This is a genomic window from Streptomyces sp. CB03234, assembly GCF_001905885.1.
Lineage (GTDB): Bacteria > Actinomycetota > Actinomycetes > Streptomycetales > Streptomycetaceae > Streptomyces.
In genome coordinates this window covers 210,999-226,144 of record NZ_LIYH01000004.1, presented here as the reverse complement: position 1 = coordinate 226,144, position 15,146 = coordinate 210,999, and the positions used below count along the sequence as shown (strand labels likewise).

Sequence of the window (15,146 nt, the reverse complement as noted above, 5' to 3'; positions counted from 1 at the left end):
TGTGCCGGCCCGGGGGGCGACCCCCGGACCCCCGGCAACTAGATGAACTTCTGGCTCGCGAGGAACTCGGCCAGCTGCTTGCCGCCCTCGCCCTCGTCCTTGACGATCGTGCCGGCCGTGCGGGCCGGACGCTCCGCCGCCGAGTCGACCTTGGTCCAGGAGCCCTCGAGGCCGACCTCGTCGGCCTCGATGTCCAGGTCGTCCAGGTCCAGGGACTCCACCGGCTTCTTCTTGGCGGCCATGATGCCCTTGAAGGACGGGTAGCGGGCCTCGCCCGACTGGTCCGTCACGGACACGACGGCCGGCAGGGACGCCTCCAGCGCCTCGGACGCGGTGTCGCCGTCACGGCGGCCCTTGACGGTGCCGTCCTCGACGGAGACCTCCGACAGGAGGGTGACCTGCGGGACGCCCAGGCGCTCGGCGAGGATCGCAGGCAGGACGCCCATGGTGCCGTCGGTGGACGCCATGCCGCAGATGACCAGGTCGTAACCGGTCTTCTCGATGGCCTTGGCGAGCACCAGCGAGGTGGCCATGACGTCCGAGCCGTGCAGGTCGTCGTCCTCGACGTGGACGGCCTTGTCCGCGCCCATGGACAGCGCCTTGCGCAGCGCGTCCTTGGCGTCCTCGGGGCCGACGGTCAGCACGGTGATCTCCGCGTCGTCGGCGTCGTCGGCGATCTGCAGCGCCTGCTCGACCGCGTACTCGTCCAGCTCCGACAGCAGGCCGTCGACGTCGTCGCGGTCGACGGTCAGGTCATCGGCGAAGTGCCGGTCGCCGGTGGCGTCGGGCACGTACTTCACACAGACAACGATCCTCAAGCTCACGCCGGCTCTCCTACACATCGTCATAACTGGGCTGCCTTGTTGCACGCAGCATAGGCGCCTGATGGGACGGTTTCCGCTTGGGGCGGTGGACGCCCCTCACGAAATATTACTCGTCAGTACACCCATTGCTTTCCCGGTAAGCAAGCGCTTTGAACTGTGACCTTGCCAACGCTCCGTAACCGGAATCTGCCGGCCGCCGGCTCAGTCGCGCAGAGCGTTGAAGCGCCCCTCGTGGTACAGCAGCGGACGGCCCGCGCCGTCCGGGTCACCGGCGACGACCTCGGCCACCATGAGGCGGTGGTCACCGGCCGGGACGCGGGCCACGACCCGGCACACCAGCCAGGCGAGTACGCCCTCGAGCACCGGTACGCCCTCCGGGCCCGCACGCCAGCGGGTCGGCGCGCCGAAGCGGTCCGCGCCGCTGCGGGCGAAGGTGGCCGCCAGGTCCCGCTGATGCTCGCCGAGGATGTGGACGCCGACGTGCTCGGCCTCGGCGAGGACCGGCCAGCTGGAGGAGGAGGTCCCTACGCCGAACGAGATCATCGGGGGTTCGGCGGAGACCGAGGTGAGTGAGGTGGCGGTGAAGCCGACGGGCCGCTCCCCCTGTGCGGTGATCACGGCGACGCCCGCCGCGTGCCGCCGGAAGACGCAGCGGAGGAGGTCGGGCGTGGCGGGCCGGGAGGCTCCGGCGGCCGGGGAAGCCGCGACGGCACGGGAAGCCCCGGCGGCACGGGAAGTGGCGAGGTCGGGCGAGACCGTCATGGAAGGGTCCTTCTGCGGATGGCGCGGGGAGGTGATCCGTGGCTGCTCAGACACCCGGACAGCGCGCGCTCGCGTCGCGGGCCAGGTCGGCACGGGCCCGCCCATGAAGAAGGAGTTCCTTGGGCACGGCGCCAGCCTGACGAGGGATGGCATGCACAGTCAAGGCCGTCAGGGGAAGTGGGAGATGCGTCACGGCTCGTCACATGGCGTGTCCGAGTGCGACGATCACGTCGGCCTTGCGGGGCTGTCCGACCGCCTTGCGGATGATCCGGCCCTCGCGGTCGAGCACCAGCACGGTGGGGGTCTTCACGATCTCCAGCTCGCGTACGAGGCCGAGGTGGAGCTCGGCGTCGATCTCGACGTGGGCCACGCCGTCGACCATCGCCGCGACCTCCGCCAGGGTGCGCCTGGTCGCGCGGCACGGCTGGCAGAAGGCGCTGGAGAACTGCACGAGCGTCGCCCGCTCGCCCAGCTGGGCACCCAGCTCGCCCGCACCGAGCGCTCTTCCGTGCACCTGCACTCCGGCCTCCCGTTCTCTCCCGCGTTCTCTTCCGTGATGACGCCGTCCGGTGCAGCGCGCCGGGGGCGCGCGAGATTCCCGGCACGCCCTCGAAACGCCTCGTCGGCGGACCTGACGTGATGAGAATCTCGCTGTCCGGAGTCGTCAGGACTGGCCTGTACGGCGCACATGGTGCACGATCGGCCCAATGCCGGATACCTACGGCTGCGTAACTTCTGCGGGAGAACCCTCCCCAGGGATTGAAGAAGGGTCTTCTTCCAGATGGCAGAACTCGTCTATCGGCCGGTCATCGGCGCCGCCCTCACGATGTTCAAGGCGCTCGACCTGAAGATCGACACTCAGGGTTCGGAGAACATCCCGCGCACCGGCGGGGCTGTGCTGGTCAGCAACCACATCAGCTATCTGGACTTCATCTTCTCCGGCCTGGCGGCGTTGCCGCAGAAGCGCCTGGTGCGGTTCATGGCCAAGGACTCGGTGTTCCGGCACAAGATCTCCGGTCCGCTGATGCGCGGTATGAAGCACATCCCGGTCGACCGCGAGCAGGGCGAGGCGGCCTACCACCACGCCCTGGCGTCCCTGCGAGCGGGCGAGATCATCGGGGTCTTCCCCGAGGCGACCATCTCGCAGTCGTTCACGCTCAAGAGCTTCAAGTCGGGCGCCGCGCGCCTGGCGCAGGAGGCCGGCGTACCGCTGATCCCGATGGCCCTGTGGGGCACCCAGCGGCTGTGGACCAAGGGTCGGCCGCGCAACTTCAAGCGCAGCCACATCCCCGTGACGATCCGGGTGGGCGAGCCGATGGAGGCGCCGACCGACCAGTACGCGGGCGCGATCACCCGGCGGCTGCGCGAGCGGGTGCAGGAGCTGCTCGAAGCGGCGCAGCGCGCCTACCCCGTACGCCCCAAGGACGCGAGCGACACCTGGTGGGTCCCGGCGCACCTCGGCGGCACCGCCCCGACCCCGGCCCAGGTCCGCGAAGCGGGCTGACCGGCACCCCGGTTCCTGACCGGCACCCCGGTTCCTGACCGGGCCACGGCCCCCGCCCGGGGCGCGCCACCACGCCCCCGGCCCGGGCGCGCCCCGCGTGCCCCCGGCGCCGTCCCGGACGGGGCCCTGCAGGTCGTCGTGCGGGGCCGCGCTCGGCGAGGCGCGGGCCGCCGTTAACGGGCTACAGGTCCGTGGGGAGCGTCTTGTCCAGGTGGGGCCGGTCCCGGGCGGCCTTCAGGGCGCCCAGGCACGCCGGATGCGGCGCGGCGTACAGCACCGGGTGGTCCGCCTCATCGCACTCGGGCCGTACGGTGAACGCCAACTGCTCACGGTCGGCCCTGAACCGGGCGTCCACGCCCGGCCCATTGCCGCGCGGATCCTGCCGCACCCACCGGTCCCAACCCGGCAACTTCACCGCGACCAGGCCGTGCACCACCTCGAACCGCTGGTAGCACAGGGCGGTGGGGATGGACCGGGCGCGCAGCAGCGCCGCCAGCGCGTGAGCCTTGGCGTAGCAGATCCCGGTGCGCTGCTCCAGTACGTCGGAGGCGCGCCAGGTGACGCGTGGATCGTCGGCGTCCATCGAGTGCGGAATGGTGTCGCGGACGAACTCGAAGGCGGCTTTCGCGTATGAGTATGCGTCACCATGCTCGGCAGCGAGCCGGTTCACGACCTCACGGACACGCGGGTGCTCATGGTCGATGACCTCATCTGCCGCCAGATATGCGGAGAGTTCAGGGACTTGCTGGATCAGTTCCATGAGCGTTGACCATAGGAAAGCGGCCGACCGGAGTCAATCGATTTCCAGTCGACCGCATACCTATGCAGGCACAGTCAGTGCGCCATCTCTTCCTTCAGCGCCAGGACGAACGCGTCCACGTCGTCCTCCGTGGTGTCGAAGGAGCACATCCAGCGCACATCTCCGGCCGCCTCGTCCCAGAAGTAGAACCGGAACCGCTCCTGCAACCGCCGGGTCACCTCGTGCGGCAGCCGCGCGAAGACCGCGTTCGCCTGGACCGGGTAGAGGATCTCCACGCCGTCCACGGCGCGCACGCCCTCCGCGAGCCGCTGCGCCATCGCGTTGGCGTGCCGGGCGTTGCGCAGCCACAGGTCCTTCGCGAGCAGCGCCTCGAACTGCACCGAGACGAAACGCATCTTGGAGGCGAGCTGCATGGACATCTTGCGCAGGTGCTTCATGTACTTCGCCGCGTCCGGGTTGAGCACGACCACGCACTCGCCGAAGAGCATGCCGTTCTTCGTCCCGCCGAACGACAGCACGTCCACGCCGACCGCGTTGGTGAACGCCCGCATCGGGACGTTCAGCGAGGCGGCCGCGTTGGCTATCCGGGCGCCGTCGAGGTGCACCTTCATGCCCAGGCCGTGCGCGTGCTCGACGACGGCGCGGATCTCGTCGACCGTGTAGACGGTGCCCAGTTCGGTGTTCTGGGTGATCGAGACCACCTGCGGCATGGCGCGGTGCTCGTCCTCCCAGCCGTACGCCTGCCGGTCGATGAGCTCGGGCGTCAGCTTGCCGTCCGGGGTGGGGACGGTCAGCAGCTTCAGCCCGGCCATGCGCTCGGGGGCCCCGCCCTCGTCCACGTTGATGTGCGCGGACTCGGCACAGATGACCGCGCCCCAGCGGTCGGTGAGCGCCTGGAGGGCGGTGACGTTGGCGCCGGTGCCGTTGAACACCGGGAACGCCTCGGCCGTCGGGCCGAAGTGGCTGTGCATCACCCGCTGGAGGTGCTCGGTGTACACGTCCTCGCCGTAGGCGACCTGGTGGCCGCCGTTGGCGAGGGCGAGGGCGGCGAGGATCTCGGGGTGGGCGCCCGCGTAGTTGTCGCTGGCGAAGCCCCGTACGGTCGGGTCGTGACGGCGCCGCGCGTCTGTACGGGTGGTGCCGGGTGTCACGGCTTGGGGGTCAGCCACAGGCGCTGTCCATTCACTTCCGGGGCGGGCTTGTCCCAGACGCCGGCGATCTCGTCGGCCAGATCCTTGACGTCCGTGAAGCCCGCGAACTTCGCGTTCGGGCGCTCGGCGCGCATGGCGTCGTGCACCAGAGCCTTCACGATCAGGATCGTAGCCGCGGCCTTCGGCCCCTCCTCGCCGCCCGCCTTGCGGAAGGCGTCGCCGAGCGCGAGCGTCCACGCCTCGGCCGCAGCCTTGGAGGCGGCGTACGCGGCGTTCCCGGCGGTGGGCTTGCTGGCGCCCGCCGCGCTGACCAGCACGTAGCGGCCGCGGTCGCTGCGCAGCAGACCGTCGTGGAAGGCGAGCGAGGTGTGCTGGACCGTACGGATCAGCAGCTTCTCCAGCAGGGTCCAGTCGGCGAGGTCGGTCTCGGCGAAGGTGGCGCTGCCGCGCCAGCCGCCGACCAGGTGGACCAGGCCGTCCACCCGGCCGAACTCCTTCTCGGTCTTGTCGGCCCACTCACGGGCCGCGCCGAGGTCGAGCAGGTCGACGGTGTCGCCGATGACGGTCGCCCCGCCGTGCGCGTACCGGGCGGCGTCGACCGCCTCGGCGAGCCGCGCGGGGTCCGCGTCGGAGGCGACCACGGTCGCGCCGGCCTCCGCGAGCCGCAGCAGGGCGGCGCGGCCGGCCGCGCCCGCCGCTCCGGCCACCGCGACGACGGCGCCCTCGAGCGGGCCGCCGTTTCCGTTGCCCTTGCCGTTCATGGTCGTCGTCTCCTCCGTACGAGAGCTCACGCGGCGACCCTCTCGGTGGCCTTCTCGCCGGCCTTGTCGGCGGTGATGCCCTTGGCGGTGATGCCCTTGGTGGAGGCAATCACATTCTTCAGCTTCTTGGAGAGGGCCTCATAGAACATGCTCAGCGGAAACTCGTCCGGAAGCACGTCGTCGACCAGCTTGCGCGGCGGCAGGCTCAGGTCCAGGGCGTCGGGGCCCTTGGCCCAGCGGGAGCCGGGGTGCGGGGCGAGGTAGGTGGAGACCAGGTCGTACGCGGCGAACCAGTGGACCAGCTTGGGGCGGTCGATGCCGTCGCGGTACAGCTTCTCGATCTCGCCGCACAGCTCGTTGGTGACGTGCGGGGCGCGCTCCCAGTCGATCTTGAGCGTGTTGTCGGTCCAGCGCAGTACGTCGTGCTTGTGGAGGTACGCGAAGAGGAGCTGGCCGCCGAGGCCGTCGTAGTTGCGGTTGCGGTCGCCGGTGACCGGGAAGCGGAACATCCGGTCGAACAGCACGGCGTACTGGACGTCGCGGCCGTGCGGGTTGCCCTCGGCCTCCAGCTTCACGGCCTCCTTGAAGGCGGTGAGGTCGCAGCGCAGCTCCTCCAGGCCGTACATCCAGAACGGCTGGCGCTGCTTGATCATGAAGGGGTCGAACGGCAGGTCGCCGTGGCTGTGGGTGCGGTCGTGGACCATGTCCCACAGCACGAAGGCCTTCTCGCAGCGCTCCTGGTCGCCGAGCATCTCGCGGATGTCGTCCGGCAGGTCGACGCCCAGGATGTCCACGGCCGCCTCGGTGACGCGGCGGAAGCGGGCGGCCTCGCGGTCGCAGAAGATGCCGCCCCAGCTGAAGCGCTCGGGGGCCTCGCGGACGGCGATGGTCTCGGGGAAGAGGACGGCCGAGTTGGTGTCGTAGCCGGAGGTGAAGTCCTCGAACGTGATGCCGCAGAAGAGCGGGTTGTCGTAGCGGGTGGCCTCCAGCTCGGCGAGCCACTCCGGCCAGACCATGCGCAGCACGACCGCTTCCAGGTTGCGGTCCGGGTTGCCGTTCTGCGTGTACATCGGGAACAGCACCAGGTGCTGGAGGCCGTCGACCCGGTTGGCGGCGGGCTGGAAGGCCAGCAGCGAGTCCAGGAAGTCCGGCACGGCGAAGCCGCTGCCGGCCCACTTGCGCAGGTCGGCGACGAGCGCCTGGTGGTACGCGGTGTCGTGCGGGAGCAGCGGGGAGAGCTGCTCGACGGCGGCGACGACCCGGTCGAGGGTGGTGTCGACGGCCGCCCGGGAGGGCGCGCCCTCGGCGTCGAAGTCGATGGAACCGTCCGCCGACTGCCAGGGGCGGATCTCTTCCACGGCATTCTTGAGCTCCGGCCACGCCGGGTGCTCGATCACCCTGGCGTCCTGCCTGGCGTCGGCGGACACGTCCCCGCCGGCAACGTCCTGCACAAGAATTTCCGTCATCACACTTCCTCCACGGGAGAACCTCGCGTCAAGGCACCGTATCCATGGGTGGTTCTCCGCCACAAGGGGAGAAGGAAGAAATTATCCTGCCGACCCCCCACTCTGGCCGCTGTTTTTCCTGTCCAAGGTGAGTGATGCAGCGGCATCCACCGAGCGACGCCGTCAGTCCGCAGCGGGCGCGTACGCCTCCGTCAACACCTCGACGCCACGCCCACGCACGGGTGAAAGCGCTCGCGGCACGCCGAGCGGCCCCGGTACGACGGACGGGATGCCTCCTTCTTCCTCCGATCCTCCCGGAGCCGTACGCCATGAGCATCCGTGCCGTCCTGGTCGCCGCCCTCCTCACCGGCTTCGTCCTGGGCATCGCCGCGCCCGGGCCGGATCACTCCCCTTCCCCGCGCGGGACGGGTTCCGTATCGGGCACGGATCGTTAGGCTGCGACGGTGCCGCGGGTGGCACGGCACCGCGCGGCAACCGCCGTCGACGGAAGCGAGAAGATCTTGAGTTTCCTCACCATCGGTCATCGCGGAGTCATGGGTGTCGAACCGGAGAACACCCTGCGGTCCTTCGTCCGCGCGGAGCACGCGGGCATGGACGTCATCGAACTGGACCTGCACCTGAGCAAGGACGGCGCGCTCGTCGTCATGCACGACGCCGACGTGGACCGGACGACCGACGGCACCGGGCCCATCGCCGACAAGACCCTCGCCGAGCTGCGGGAGCTCGACGCCGGGCTCGGCGAGCGCATCCCGGTGTTCGAGGAGGTACTGGACGCGGTACGGGCACCGCTCCAGGCGGAGATCAAGGACGTGGCGGCCGCGCGGGCGCTGGCCGAGGTGATGCACCGGCGCGGCCTGGTCGGCCGGGTGGAGGTGTCGTCCTTCCACGACGAGGCGGTCGCCGAGATCGCCCGGCTGGTACCGGGGGTGCGGACGGTGCTCATCGCCAGCCACTGGGGCGACGACATCGTGGCGCGGGCGCGCGCCGTGGGCGCCGCCACGCTCGCGCTGAACATCCGCCGGCTCACCCTGGAGACCACGGAGCGGGCGCGCGCGGCGGGGCTGCGGGTCATCGGCTGGGTGGTCAACACGCCCCAGCACCTGCGGCTCGTACGCGCCCTGGAGCTGGACGGCGCGACCACGGATCACCCCGAGATCCGGCGTACGGGCCGTTTCACGGCCTGACGGACCCGGTTCTCCGCCGGCTCGGCTCCGCCCGGCCCTCCGCGCCGGGCGGAGCCGGTGCGTCCCGTTCGTCACAGGTGTAACCGGAATGCGCCCGGGAACCCGCGACCTGGATCCAGCAGGTCTTCTCGTACAGCGTGTCCCGGCCATTCCCGGACACCGGAACGGACGCATATGAGCAGCGGTTTCATGGGTCCGGAGGGTTACGGCTCCGACCCGTTCAGCGAGTTTCTGGCCCGCTTCTTCGGGAGTGGGGCGGGATCGTCACCCGCGGGTGGGCGGCCCATCCCCCGGTACATCGACATAGGGCGCCTGATGAGCGAGCCCGCGCGCCGGATGGTCGGCGACGCCGCCTCGTACGCGGCCGAACACGGCAGCACGGACCTGGAGACCGAGCATCTGTTGCGGGCGGCTCTGGCCACCGAGCCCACCCGTGACCTGATCGCCCGCGCGGGCGCCGATCCGGACGCCCTGGCCGAGGAGATCGACCGCACGGCGGGCGAAGGCCCGCCGCAGTCCCGGATCGCCGTCACGCCCGCCGTCAAGCGGGCACTGCTCGACGCCCACGACCTGGCGCGGCACACGGGCGCGTCGTACATCGGTCCCGAGCACGTGCTCGCGGCGCTCGCCTCCAATCCGGATTCGGCGGCGGGGCGGATCCTGAACGCGGCCAAGTTCGACCCGGGCTCCGTGCAGGGCTCCGGCGCCGGGCGTGGCGGGCAGGGCCCGTGGGTGGGCGAGGCCGACCAGCGGCCCGCGCCCCAGCGCGGCACCCCGACGCTGGACAAGTACGGCCGCGACCTGACCGACATGGCCAAGGCGGGCCGTATCGACCCGGTGATCGGCCGGGACCTGGAGATCGAGCAGACCGTGGAGGTGCTGTCCCGGCGCGGCAAGAACAACCCCGTACTGATCGGTGACGCCGGTGTCGGCAAGACGGCCATCGTCGAGGGTCTGGCCCAGCGCATCGCCGAGCACGACGTGCCCGACACGCTGCGCGACCGCCGGGTGATCGCGCTGGACCTGTCCGGCGTCGTCGCCGGCACCCGCTACCGGGGCGACTTCGAGGAGCGGCTGAACAACATCATCGAGGAGATCCGCTCCCACTCCGGCGAGCTGATCGTCTTCATCGACGAGCTGCACACGGTCGTCGGCGCGGGCGCGGGCAGCGGCGGCGGCGACAGCGGCTCCATGGACGCGGGCAACATGCTCAAGCCCGCGCTCGCCCGGGGCGAGCTGCACGTCATCGGCGCGACGACCATGGAGGAGTACCGCCGCTACATCGAGAAGGACGCGGCGCTGGCCCGCCGGTTCCAGCCGATCCTGGTTCCCGAGCCGAGCCCGGAGGACGCGCTGGAGATCCTGCGCGGCCTGCAGGACCGCTACGAGGCCCACCACCAGGTCCGCTACACCGACGAGGCGCTGCTGGCAGCCGTCGAGCTGTCCGACCGGTACCTCACCGAGCGGTTCCTGCCCGACAAGGCCATCGACCTGATCGACCAGGCGGGCGCCCGGGTGCGGCTGCGTACGCACACGAACACCGACGTACGGGCGCTGGAGCGGCAGGCCGAGCAGCTGGCCCGGGACAAGGACCAGGCGGTGGCCGCCGAGCAGTACGAGAAGGCGATGGAGCTGCGCGACCGCATCCAGGAGGTCACCGAGCGGATCAAGGCGGGGCGCGTCGCACAGCCGGCCGGTGACGGGCCGGCCGTCGAGGTCACGGCGGAGGACATCGCGGAGGTCGTCAGCAGGCAGACCGGCATCCCGGTCAGCAGCCTCACCCAGGAGGAGAAGGACCGGCTCCTGGGCCTGGAGGAGCACCTGCGGCAGCGGGTGATCGGCCAGGACGAGGCCGTGACGGCCGTCTCCGAGGCGGTGCTGCGCTCCCGCGCGGGCCTCGCCGACCCACGGCGCCCGATCGGCAGCTTCCTGTTCCTCGGCCCGACCGGTGTGGGCAAGACGGAGCTGGCGCGGGCGCTGGCGGACGCGCTGTTCGGCAGCGACGAGCGGATGGTGCGCCTGGACATGAGCGAGTTCCAGGAGCGGCACACCGTCAGCCGGCTGGTCGGTGCCCCGCCCGGGTACGTGGGGCACGAGGAGGCCGGGCAGCTCACGGAGGCGGTGCGCCGTCACCCGTACTCGCTGCTCCTGCTGGACGAGGTGGAAAAGGCCCACCCGGACGTGTTCAACATCCTGCTCCAGGTGCTGGACGACGGGCGGCTGACCGACTCGCAGGGCCGTACGGTCGACTTCAAGAACACGGTCATCGTGATGACCAGCAACCTGGGCTCGGAGGCGATCGGCACCGGCCGTGGCCTGGTCGGCTTCGGCGCCACGGGCGGCGGTGCGGAGGACGAGGCCATGCGGGAGCGGGCGCTGCGGCCGCTGCGCGAGCACTTCCGCCCCGAGTTCCTCAACCGTATCGACGAGATCGTCATCTTCCGGCGCCTCGACGAGGACCAGCTGCGCCGGATCACCGATCTGCTGCTGGAGGAGACACGGCGGCGGATGCGCGCCCAGCACATCACGGTCGAGTTCGACCCGGACGCCGTGGACTGGATCGCGCAGCGCGGCCACCAGCCGGAGTACGGGGCGCGCCCGCTGCGGCGGACCATCCAGCGCGAGGTCGACAACCGGCTGTCCCGCCTGCTGCTGGACGGCCGCCTGCCGGCGGGCGCGCACGTGCGCGTCACGGTCGGCGACGGCCGGTTGGCGTTCCACACGGACGAGCCGCGTGAGGCGGACAGGCAGGGCGCGCCGTCCGGCGGAGCCGGCACGGTGGGCAAGCCGGGAGCGATGGACCGGCCGCCGGGGACGCCGCGGGAGCCGGGCTCGTCCGTGGGAGACGAACTGGGCGGGCCACCGCCCGCCGCCTAGGGTCCGGGCTCTGGGCCCGCGCCCAGGACACGCCCAGAACCCGCCTCCTAGGCCAGGTCCTTGACCAGCAGCTCGAACTGGAGGTCGGCGCGCTGCGGCACGCCGAAGCGCTCGTCGCCGTACGGGAACGGCGTCATCCGTCCCGTACGGCGGTAGCCGCGCCGCTCGTACCAGGCGATCAGCTCGTCCCGTACCGAGATCACCGTCATGTGCATCTCGCGTACGCCCCACTCGGCGACGGCGAGCCGCTCCGCCTCCGCCATGACGCGCCGGCCGAGACCCCCGCCCTGGAGGCCCGGACGCACCGCGAACATCCCGAAGTACGCGGCCTCCCCCCGGTGTTCGAGCTGGCAGCAGGCGATCGGCTCGCCGTCCCGCTCCACGACGAGGAGGCGGGACCCGGGCGTGGCGATGACCTCGCGGACGCCGTCGGGGTCCGTGCGCTGCCCCTGGAGGATGTCCGCCTCGGTCGTCCAGCCGGCCCGGCTGGAGTCGCCCCGGTACGCCGACTCGATCAGCTCGACGAGCGCCGGTACGTCGGCCTCGGTGGCGTCGCGGTAGGTCAGTTCGTCCGCGCTCCGGGGCGCTGCGGTGTCCATGGCTCTCCTTGAGGCTGGCGGTCCGCCACTGAGACTAACGCGCCCTGTTCACGCTCCCCCTGTACGCCCCTGCGCTCGCGTGCACCCTCGCCGGTCCGGGCATGTCCCAGGAGCCGTCTCGTCGAGGGGGAGGTACGTCGTGCACGGACCTGCGATGTCCGGCTGGCTGCTGGTGGCACTGTGCGTGACGGCCGGTGCGTACTGCCTGGCGCGGATGAGGAGCTGTGGCGGCGCCGAGCGCCGGGCGGCGGTGGACGAGGCGGTGATGGGTTTCGGGATGGCCGCGATGGCGGTGCCCGCGGCAGCGGTGGCGCCGCCGGAGTGGGCGTGGGCGGCGTACGCGGTGGTGTTCGGCGCCGCGTCGGTACGCGCGCTGTGGTCGGCCCGGCGGGGCGCCGGCCACCATGTGCACCACCTGGTGGGCTCGCTGGCCATGGTCTACATGGCGGTGGCGATGGACGGGGGCGGCGCAGAGGCGCACGCGGCGCACGGGGCTGGGGGCGGGGTGCCCCCGGTGACGGGGCTGCTGCTGGCGTACTACACCGTGTACGTCCTGCGGGCGGGCCTGCGGCTGGTGCCGGTGGGTGCGGGGGTGTTCGGGCCGGTGGGGGGCGGCGGTCGGGGGGCGGGACCGGAGGTGGCTCTGGCCTGCCGTGTGTCGATGGGGCTGGCGATGGTGGTGATGCTGGTGGCCGTGTGAGCCCTGCGGAATCCGTGGCGCGGGTGCTTCGGATTCCGTGGTGTGCGTCACTTGACGCCCCAGGCCATACCGGTGGGTACTCCTCCGCTCCTATGGTGAGGGCATGCTGGTCTCCCTCGCGCTGCTCGGGCTCGGCCTTCTCACCGCCGTAGCGGCCCCGCCTCTGCTGGCGCGGGTCGACTGGCCGGAGCGCGAGCCGGTCGTGGCGCTGTGGGTGTGGCAGTGCGTGGTGGCGGCCGTTCTGCTGTGCTTCGCGCTGTCGATGACGTTCAGCGCGGCGGCCGCCTGGCAGGCGGTACGGGGCCATGTGTTCGCCCCCGCCCCGCGCGCGGTGGTCGAGGCCTACGAGCTGGGCGCGCACGGCCCCTGGTCCGCCGTGCTGGCGGTGCTGCTGGCGTGCGGCGGCCTGTGGACGGGCGCGATGCTCACCCGGGAGGTGCGCCGGTCCCGGGCGCGGCACCGGCGGCGGCGCGCCGAACTCCTCGTACGCTCACCGCTGTTGCCGGGCGAGGCGCCCGGGACGGAGCCGCTGGTGTTCCTGGAGGGCGAGCGGCCGGACGCCTGGTGGCTGCCGGGGGCGGCGCCCCGGCTGGTCGTCACCACGGCCGCGTTGCGCCGCCTGAAGGGGCGTCAGCTCGATGCGGTGCTCGCCCATGAGCAGGGGCACGCCAGGGCGCGGCACGACTGGCTGTTGCACTGCTCCACGGCGCTGGCGACCGGGTTCCCGCAGATCCCGGTGTTCGGCGCCTTCCGGGACCAGATGCACCGGCTGGTGGAGCTGGCCGCGGACGATGTGGCGTCGAGGCGGTACGGGCGGCTGACGATCGCGCTCGCGCTGGTGGAACTGAACGAGCACCGCGGGGTGTTCGGCCCGTGCCCCACCCCGGACGCCCAGCTGCCGCACCGGGTGAACCGCCTCCTGACGGCCGCGCCCCGCCTCACGGCCGGGCGGCGCCTGCGCCTGACGGCCGCCGCCGCGCTCGTACCGGTGGTGCCGCTGCTGGTGGCGTTCGTACCGGCGCTGAGGGCCCTGGGATAGCCGAAGACCTGCTGGGGATAGCCGGGCGGAGGTCGGGGAGGATCATCCCATGCCCTCCCCCACACGCTCTCCTTCCGTCTCCGTCTCCACCTCCGCCGTCGCCCTGTCGACGGGCGCCCTCGTGGCGGTGCTGCTGGTGCTCGTCGCCGCCGAGTGGGGGCCGCTGGTCTCGTTCGACCGGGCGGTGGCGGACGGGCTCCACGATTCGGCCGTACGTTCCCCGGGGCTCACCACGGCCAACCGGATCCTCAGCGACTGGGTGTGGGATCCGTGGACGATGCGCGCGCTGGTCGCGGTGGCCGTGGTGTGGCTGTGGCGGCGCGGGGAGCGGCTCCTGGCCGTGTGGACGGGGGCGGCGAGCGTGTGCGGTGCGGCCGTGCAGCAGCTGCTGAAGGCGGTGGTGGGCCGCGACCGGCCGCGGTGGCCGGATCCGGTCGACTCGGCGCACTTCGCGGCGTTTCCGTCGGGTCACGCGATGACGGCGGCGTTCACGTGCGGGTTCCTGCTGTGGCTGCTGACCCGGTTCGGCGCGGGCCGGCGCCTGCTGGCCGGCGCCCTGGTCGCCGGTGCCGTCTCCGTGGTGGGCGTGGGGCTGACCCGGCTGTACCTGGGCGTGCACTGGGCGTCGGACGTGGTGGGCGGCTGGCTGCTGGGGGGGTGTGTGGCGGCCGTCGCCGTCCTGACGTACGAGCGGACGGTCTTGTCGCGCCGCGGCTGAGCGGGCAAGGATCGCCGCATGACGATCGAGAGCGTGCTCTTCGACTTCTCCGGGACCCTTTTCCGCGTCGAGGCCACCGGCGTCTGGCTGCGCGCCGTCCTGGACGCGGCGGGCATCACGGGCTCGGCGGCCGCCCCGGGGGCCGTCGCCCGGTGGGCGAGGGAGCTGGAGGCGGCCGGGGCCCTGCCGGGCGGGGCGGCTCCGCGACGCGTACCGGAGCGGCTGGCCGAGCTGTGGGCGACCCGCGACATGACCCCGGAACGCCATCGCGCCGCGTACACCGGTCTCGCCCGCCAGGTGGAGCTGCCCGATCCGGGCCTGTACGACGCGCTCTACGACCGCCACATGACACCCGCGGCCTGGCGGCCGTACCCGGACGCGGCCGAGGTGCTCGGGGCGCTGCGCGAGCGGGGCCTGGGGGTCGCGGTGGTGAGCAACATCGGCTGGGACCTGCGGCCGGTGTTCCGCGCGCACGGCCTGGACCGCTTCGTGGACACCTACGTCCTGTCGTACGAACATGGTGTCCAGAAGCCGGACACGCGGCTGTTCCGGGTGGCGTGCGAGGCGCTCGGGCAGGAGCCGGGTGATGTGCTGATGGTCGGTGACAGCCGATATGCGGACGGCGGGGCGGCGAGCCTGGGCTGCGCCGTGCACTTCGTGGACCATCTGCCGGCCGAGAAGCGGCCCGATGGCCTCCGTCCGGTGCTGGAACTGCTCGGTTGACCGCGTGCGTCGGCGGCCGTACCCGCCGGTCGGCCGCACGCGTCGATACAGGCCGTCCCGGACCGGACGATCCCCCGC

16 protein-coding genes are annotated in these 15,146 nt (G+C 71.9%); 8 read left to right on the top strand and 8 right to left on the bottom strand.

Annotated elements, in window-relative coordinates:
• Positions 1-38: 38 nt before the first annotated feature.
• The 3 genes from AMK26_RS18170 to AMK26_RS18160 all read right to left on the bottom strand — a co-directional run bounded on the left by AMK26_RS18170 (position 39) and on the right by AMK26_RS18160 (position 2,106).
• Positions 39-824: an electron transfer flavoprotein subunit beta/FixA family protein gene (locus AMK26_RS18170; RefSeq protein ID WP_073755744.1), complete on the bottom strand. Its 786-nt coding sequence runs from the start codon at positions 822-824 to the stop codon at positions 39-41.
• A 201-nt stretch (positions 825-1,025) separates the two neighbouring features.
• Positions 1,026-1,586 (bottom strand): flavin reductase family protein, encoded by a 561-nt coding sequence (locus AMK26_RS18165; protein ID WP_073755743.1) that lies wholly within the window; start codon positions 1,584-1,586, stop codon positions 1,026-1,028.
• 199 nt (positions 1,587-1,785) lie between these two features.
• Positions 1,786-2,106 (bottom strand): TlpA family protein disulfide reductase, encoded by a 321-nt coding sequence (locus tag AMK26_RS18160; RefSeq protein ID WP_073755742.1) that lies wholly within the window; start codon positions 2,104-2,106, stop codon positions 1,786-1,788.
• Positions 2,107-2,367: 261 nt separating this feature from the next.
• Here AMK26_RS18160 and AMK26_RS18155 point away from each other — a divergent pair, with 261 nt between their 5' ends.
• Positions 2,368-3,090: a lysophospholipid acyltransferase family protein gene (locus AMK26_RS18155; RefSeq protein WP_073755741.1), complete on the top strand. Its 723-nt coding sequence runs from the start codon at positions 2,368-2,370 to the stop codon at positions 3,088-3,090.
• A 181-nt stretch (positions 3,091-3,271) separates the two neighbouring features.
• On the opposite strand, the gene AMK26_RS18150 is transcribed toward AMK26_RS18155, so the two are convergent.
• The 4 genes from AMK26_RS18150 to AMK26_RS18135 all read right to left on the bottom strand — a co-directional run bounded on the left by AMK26_RS18150 (position 3,272) and on the right by AMK26_RS18135 (position 7,228).
• Complete coding sequence (locus tag AMK26_RS18150) at positions 3,272-3,850, bottom strand: transglutaminase domain-containing protein (protein WP_073755740.1); 579 nt, start codon at positions 3,848-3,850, stop codon at positions 3,272-3,274.
• A 74-nt stretch (positions 3,851-3,924) separates the two neighbouring features.
• Positions 3,925-5,019, bottom strand: coding sequence for a threonine aldolase family protein (locus AMK26_RS18145; protein WP_241837951.1), 1,095 nt, complete (start codon positions 5,017-5,019; stop codon positions 3,925-3,927).
• Positions 4,998-5,762, bottom strand: a complete 765-nt coding sequence (locus tag AMK26_RS18140; protein WP_073755738.1) for an SDR family NAD(P)-dependent oxidoreductase — start codon at positions 5,760-5,762, stop codon at positions 4,998-5,000. The genes AMK26_RS18145 and AMK26_RS18140 overlap by 22 nt, the downstream gene beginning before the upstream one ends.
• Positions 5,763-5,788: 26 nt before the next feature.
• Positions 5,789-7,228 carry a DUF6421 family protein gene (locus tag AMK26_RS18135; protein ID WP_073755737.1) on the bottom strand — a complete coding sequence of 480 codons (1,440 nt, stop codon included), beginning with the start codon at positions 7,226-7,228 and terminating at the stop codon, positions 5,789-5,791.
• A gap of 308 nt (positions 7,229-7,536) precedes the next feature.
• Here AMK26_RS18135 and AMK26_RS38360 point away from each other — a divergent pair, with 308 nt between their 5' ends.
• The 3 genes from AMK26_RS38360 (at position 7,537) to AMK26_RS18125 (ending at position 11,289) form a co-directional block, all read left to right on the top strand.
• Complete coding sequence (locus AMK26_RS38360) at positions 7,537-7,662, top strand: hypothetical protein (protein ID WP_274536120.1); 126 nt, start codon at positions 7,537-7,539, stop codon at positions 7,660-7,662.
• Positions 7,663-7,728: 66 nt separating this feature from the next.
• Complete coding sequence (locus AMK26_RS18130; protein ID WP_073756257.1) at positions 7,729-8,412, top strand: glycerophosphodiester phosphodiesterase; 684 nt, start codon at positions 7,729-7,731, stop codon at positions 8,410-8,412.
• Positions 8,413-8,586: 174 nt separating this feature from the next.
• The gene (locus AMK26_RS18125) at positions 8,587-11,289 is read left to right on the top strand and encodes an ATP-dependent Clp protease ATP-binding subunit (RefSeq protein ID WP_073755736.1); all 2,703 of its coding nucleotides are present in this window, start codon (positions 8,587-8,589) and stop codon (positions 11,287-11,289) included.
• A gap of 47 nt (positions 11,290-11,336) precedes the next feature.
• Here the strand turns inward: AMK26_RS18125 and AMK26_RS18120 are convergent, their stop codons facing one another.
• On the bottom strand, positions 11,337-11,888 hold the full coding sequence (locus tag AMK26_RS18120; protein ID WP_073755735.1) for a GNAT family N-acetyltransferase: 552 nt from the start codon (positions 11,886-11,888) through the stop codon (positions 11,337-11,339).
• A gap of 139 nt (positions 11,889-12,027) precedes the next feature.
• Here AMK26_RS18120 and AMK26_RS18115 point away from each other — a divergent pair, with 139 nt between their 5' ends.
• The 4 genes from AMK26_RS18115 to AMK26_RS18100 all read left to right on the top strand — a co-directional run bounded on the left by AMK26_RS18115 (position 12,028) and on the right by AMK26_RS18100 (position 15,068).
• Positions 12,028-12,588, top strand: a complete 561-nt coding sequence (locus tag AMK26_RS18115; protein WP_073755734.1) for a DUF5134 domain-containing protein — start codon at positions 12,028-12,030, stop codon at positions 12,586-12,588.
• A 103-nt stretch (positions 12,589-12,691) separates the two neighbouring features.
• Positions 12,692-13,627, top strand: coding sequence for a M56 family metallopeptidase (locus AMK26_RS18110; RefSeq protein ID WP_073755733.1), 936 nt, complete (start codon positions 12,692-12,694; stop codon positions 13,625-13,627).
• Between the two features lie 49 nt (positions 13,628-13,676).
• Positions 13,677-14,345 carry a phosphatase PAP2 family protein gene (locus AMK26_RS18105; protein ID WP_073755732.1) on the top strand — a complete coding sequence of 223 codons (669 nt, stop codon included), beginning with the start codon at positions 13,677-13,679 and terminating at the stop codon, positions 14,343-14,345.
• An 18-nt stretch (positions 14,346-14,363) separates the two neighbouring features.
• A complete protein-coding gene (locus AMK26_RS18100) occupies positions 14,364-15,068 on the top strand; it encodes an HAD family hydrolase (protein ID WP_073755731.1) in 705 nt (234 codons plus the stop codon).
• The last annotated feature ends 78 nt before the right edge of the window (positions 15,069-15,146 follow it).